The sequence below is a fragment of the Actinomadura logoneensis genome, assembly GCF_003428695.1.
GTDB classification, from domain to species: domain Bacteria; phylum Actinomycetota; class Actinomycetes; order Streptosporangiales; family Streptosporangiaceae; genus Spirillospora; species Spirillospora logoneensis.
The window spans coordinates 1-4,194 of the sequence record NZ_QURH01000213.1 but is presented as its reverse complement, the minus strand read 5'-3'; the positions used below and the strand labels follow the sequence as shown (position 1 = coordinate 4,194).

The window sequence follows — 4,194 nt, the reverse complement described above, 5'->3', positions numbered from 1 at the left end:
GGGCGGCTGGCGGGGGGCGGGCCGGGCGGGCGGAGGTGGGCCGCGATGCGCAGGGGCGGCTCGCGACGCTGCGGCTCGGCCGGCGGCTGGTCGGGAGACGCGGGCCCGGTCTGGGTCAGGTCCAGGCGCCCGGCGCGCAGCATGCGCAGGACCTCCAGCTCCTCGGGAGACACCAGCGCGGCCACCGTCTTGCCGTGCCGGGTGAGGACGACCTCCTCCCCGGCGTAGACGACGCGGTTGATCAGGTCCGCGAGGACCTTCCGCGCTTCGGTCACCGGTATCTCCACGCCGTTCATCCTATAGCGAACACCTCCGGGTCCCCCTTCTCCGCCAGACTCATCAAAATGTACATTCCATACAGACTACCTAGTTGAGGAGGCAGCGATGGTGATCAGCGAGGGATCCGGCCGGCCCGAGACGTTCCTGGGGAGGTCGCGGGCGTCGGTGGCGGCGCCGGAGGCCGCACTGGGGAACGAGGCGCTGTCCCAGCGGCTGCTCGGGCAGCGGATCGTGTTCCTGGGCGAGGAGATCGACGACCAGACCGCCAACCGGGTGTGCGCCCAGTTGCTGCTGCTCGCCGCGCAGGACGCCAGGCGCGACATCACCCTGTACGTCAACTCCCCCGGCGGCGTCGTGGACGCCGGCATGGCGATCTACGACATGATGCAGTTCGTCCCCAACGACGTGTCGACCGTCGCGCTCGGGATGGCCGCCTCCATGGGCCAGATGCTGCTGTGCGCCGGCGCTCCCGGCAAGCGGTTCGCGCTGCGCCACGCGCGCGTCATGATGCACCAGCCGCACGGCGGGATCGGCGGCACCGCCTCCGACATCAAGATCCAGGCCGAGCAGTCGGTCTACCTCAAGCGGACGCTGTTCGAGCGGATCGCCCACCACACCGGGCAGCCGCTGGAGCGGGTCGTCGCCGACGGCGACCGGGACCGCTGGTTCACCGCCGAGCAGGCCCGCGAGTACGGGTTCGTCGACCACGTCGTCGACTCCACCGACCGGGTGGGCTCGTGACGCGGCCGCGCGCCGAGGCGCGCTATGTGATGCCGTCCTTCACCGAGCGGACGTCCTACGGGATGAAGGAGAGCAACCCCTACAACAAGCTGTTCGAGGAGCGGGTGGTGTTCCTCGGCTCGCCGGTGGACGACACCTGCGCCAACGACGTCACCGCGCAGCTGCTGGCGCTGGAGGGCATGGACCCCGACCGGCCGATCAACCTGTACATCAACTCCCCCGGCGGGTCCCTCACGGCGATGCTGGCGATCCACGACACGATGCGGTACGTCCGGCCGGTGGTCGAGACGACCTGCGTCGGGCAGGCGGTGTCGGCGGCGGCGATCCTGCTGGCGAGCGGGGCCCCGGGACGGCGGCAGGCGCTGCCGGGCGCGCGGATCCTGCTGCAGGAGCCCGCGGTCGAGGTGTCCCGCGGGTCGTCCAGCGACATGGAGATCCAGGCCGCGGAGATCCTGCGGCTGCGGGACCAGACCGAGCGGATCGTGGCGGAGGCGACCGGCCGCGACACCGAAACCGTCCGCCGCGACCTGGACCGGGCCCGCTTCTTCACCGCCGAGCAGGCCCGCGAATACGGGCTCATCGACCACGTCCTGACGCCCCGCGGCCGGTGAACGGCCCGTCACGGGCCGGTGGCGAACACGCAAAAGTACCAGGGTTGGATCGTGTCCCCACCGGGAATCTTGCCGGGGTACTCAGCGTTGGTCTGGACAAGACCGCAAGCCGTCTGGGAGGCACGTGACGATGGCGGAGCGCGCACTTCGCGGCACCCGACTCGGAGCGACGAGCTACGAGAACGATCGCAACACCGATCTGGCCCCACGTCAGGAGGTCGACTACACCTGCGGCAAGGGGCACCGGTTCACCGTGACGCTCGCAGCCGAGGCAGAGGTGCCCATGACCTGGGAGTGCCGCAGCTGCGGCGCTACCGCCCTGCGGGTGGACGGCGAGCTGCCCCAAGCCAAGAAGGGCAAGCCGCCGCGGACCCACTGGGACATGCTGATGGAACGGCGGACGCTGGAGGATCTGGAGGAGGTGCTGGCCGAACGCCTGGAGATCCTGCGCTCGGGCCGGCGCCGGCGCTGGAGGATCTGGAGGAGGTGCTGGCCGAACGCCTGGAGATCCTGCGCTCGGGCCGGCGCCGGTCCGCCTGATCCCGGGCGTCCGCCCCGAAGACCGCCGGGCCGCCCCCGTCATCACGACGGCGGCGGCCCGGCGGTCTTCCACGTTCTCCGCCTATGTCGCCGGAGTCGCGCGGCCTGTGGCCACACGTCCGCCCTGTGGCCCCACGCCCCGCTCCCTCGCCCCCTGCTCCCTCGCAGACTGGCCGAGCCCGGACGGCCACCGAGGCGGGCGGGGCGGCGTTGGGAGCCGTGTCCCGGCCTACGGCTCCGTGACTCTGGCCATGGCCGGTCACGGTGCGGTCGGCCGGGAGGATCGATCTTGGGGCGGGAGGGGCCGCGGTCGGGGCGGTGGACGGAGAGGCCGGGGTCAGGGGCGGTCGTCGTCGTGGATGACCTCGCCCTGCACGACCGTCCCGCGCGGCGCCCGGCCAGCGTCGGCGGACGTCCCGGTGGAGCGGCCGAACGGGTCGCCGCCGCGCGCGGTGGCGTTGAAGCCGCCGGGGCCGGTCATGCCGGGCGGGAACCCCGCCCGGGCCTGCACCGAGGCCAGGCGCCGCGAGGCGACCTTGCCGAGCGGGCGCCGCAGCAGCGGGCGTGTGACGGGCACGACCAGCAGCAGCCCCAGAACGTCGGTGAGGAAGCCGGGGACCATCAGCAGGACGCCGCCGGCCATGATCAGAGCGGCGTCGCCGAGCTCGCGCTCGGGCAGCTCGCCGCGGCTGAGCGCGGCGTTCAGGGCGCGCCAGGCGCGGCGGCCCTCGCGGCGCACGATCCAGCCGCCCAGCAGGATCCCGGCGGCCAGCAGCCCGGCCGTGGGCCAGCCGCCGAGGACCTGCCCCACCTGGACGATCAGCAGGATCTCCAGCACGGGCAGCAGCAGGAACGACAGGACCAGGACGAGCGGCAGCATGGCTCCAGCTTCGGGTCGGATGGACGGACCGTCACCACCTACAACGCCGCGCGCGCCCCGAACGTTTCCGCAGGACCCGCCCGGTCCCGCCCGGTCCCGGCCGGTCTCAGCCGGTCTCAGCCGAGGTTCGGCGGGACTCGGCCGGGATTCGGCGGGCCCTCAAGGCCCGGCAGCTCCCCGGTACCGGACGGGACTCGGCGGCGAGGCCGGGCCGCGGGACTCGGCGGCGCGAGACGGCGCGTGGGGCGGCGACGCGGCCGGCTCAGCGGTGGCCGCGGAGCCGGGCGACGCGGTCGGCCACGCCCCACTGCGTCACGCGCACCATCGCCTCGACCATGATGTCGCGGCTCATCTTGCTGGTGCCGTGGACGCGCTCGACGAAGGTGATGGGCACCTCCACGACGCGCAGGCCCTGCTTGAGGGAGCGGCGGGCCAGGTCGATCTGGAAGCAGTAGCCGCGCGAGTCGACGCCGTCCAGGCCGATCTTCTGCAGGGTCGCGGCGCGGAACGCGCGGTAGCCGCCGGTCGCGTCGCGCAGCGGCAGCCCGAGCATCGTCCGGACGAACACGTTCCCGCCGCGGGAGATGAACTGGCGGCTCAGCGGCCAGTTCTCGATGCGTCCGCCGGGGATGTAGCGGGCGCCGAGGACCAGGTCGGCGTCCTGCAGGGCGGTGAGCAGGCGCGGCAGCTCCTCGGGCTGGTGGGAGCCGTCGGCGTCCATCTCGACCATGACGTCGTAGCCCTGCTCGGCGGCCCACCGGAACCCGGCGATGTAGGCGGCGCCCAGGCCCTCCTTGCCCTTGCGGTGCAGGACCTTGACGTGGTCGTCGGCGGCGGCGAGCCCGTCGGCGATCCGGCCGGTGCCGTCGGGGCTGTTGTCGTCGGCGACCAGCACGTCCACCGCGGGCACGGCGGCCCGGACGCGGCCGACGATCCGCTCGATGTTGTCCCGCTCGTTGTAGGTCGGGATGATCACTAGGACCCGGCCCAGGTCGGCTGGGATGTCCATCGGCGTCAGTTCTCCTCGTCCTCGGTGCGTGCGTCGTCGCGCACGCCGTCCCGCATAGTGTCCCGCCCGGTGGGGCCCTGCGGGAACGCCGCGGCGGCACGGCGGCGGCGGCGCGCCGGGCCGAGCGCGGCCGC

General features: G+C 73.3%; 5 protein-coding genes and 1 pseudogene. 3 read left to right on the top strand and 3 right to left on the bottom strand.

Going from position 1 to position 4,194, the window contains the following annotated elements; translation table 11 throughout:
• On the bottom strand, positions 1–275 hold a 275-nt coding region (locus DZF91_RS12010), incomplete at its 3' end, for a type II toxin-antitoxin system Phd/YefM family antitoxin (protein WP_235834225.1).
• Between the two features lie 109 nt (positions 276–384).
• On the opposite strand from DZF91_RS12010, the gene DZF91_RS12005 reads away from it, so the two are divergent.
• From DZF91_RS12005 to DZF91_RS11995, 3 genes and pseudogenes are all read left to right on the top strand, one after another.
• A complete protein-coding gene (locus tag DZF91_RS12005) occupies positions 385–1,020 on the top strand; it encodes a ClpP family protease (RefSeq protein WP_117357556.1) in 636 nt (211 codons plus the stop codon).
• A 29-nt stretch (positions 1,021–1,049) separates the two neighbouring features.
• The gene (locus tag DZF91_RS12000) at positions 1,050–1,631 is read left to right on the top strand and encodes an ATP-dependent Clp protease proteolytic subunit (protein ID WP_235834226.1); all 582 of its coding nucleotides are present in this window, start codon (positions 1,050–1,052) and stop codon (positions 1,629–1,631) included.
• A 130-nt stretch (positions 1,632–1,761) separates the two neighbouring features.
• Positions 1,762–2,094, top strand: a pseudogene (locus DZF91_RS11995) (RNA polymerase-binding protein RbpA); the annotation flags it as partial.
• A 414-nt stretch (positions 2,095–2,508) separates the two neighbouring features.
• Here the strand turns inward: DZF91_RS11995 and DZF91_RS11990 are convergent.
• On the bottom strand, positions 2,509–3,051 hold the full coding sequence (locus DZF91_RS11990; RefSeq protein ID WP_207661886.1) for an FxsA family protein: 543 nt from the start codon (positions 3,049–3,051) through the stop codon (positions 2,509–2,511).
• Positions 3,052–3,313: 262 nt separating this feature from the next.
• On the bottom strand, positions 3,314–4,060 hold the full coding sequence (locus DZF91_RS11985; RefSeq protein ID WP_117357554.1) for a polyprenol monophosphomannose synthase: 747 nt from the start codon (positions 4,058–4,060) through the stop codon (positions 3,314–3,316).
• Positions 4,061–4,194: the final 134 nt, after the last annotated feature.

Bases quoted from the DNA above. Each gene is read 5' to 3' on its own strand.
- DZF91_RS11985 (WP_117357554.1), bottom strand. From the start codon at position 4,060: ATGGACATCCCAGCCGACCTGGGCCGGGTCCTAGTGATCATCCCGACC.
- DZF91_RS11990 (WP_207661886.1), bottom strand. From the start codon at position 3,051: ATGCTGCCGCTCGTCCTGGTCCTGTCGTTCCTGCTGCTGCCCGTGCTG.
- DZF91_RS12005 (WP_117357556.1), top strand. From the start codon at position 385: ATGGTGATCAGCGAGGGATCCGGCCGGCCCGAGACGTTCCTGGGGAGG.
- DZF91_RS12000 (WP_235834226.1), top strand. From the start codon at position 1,050: ATGCCGTCCTTCACCGAGCGGACGTCCTACGGGATGAAGGAGAGCAAC.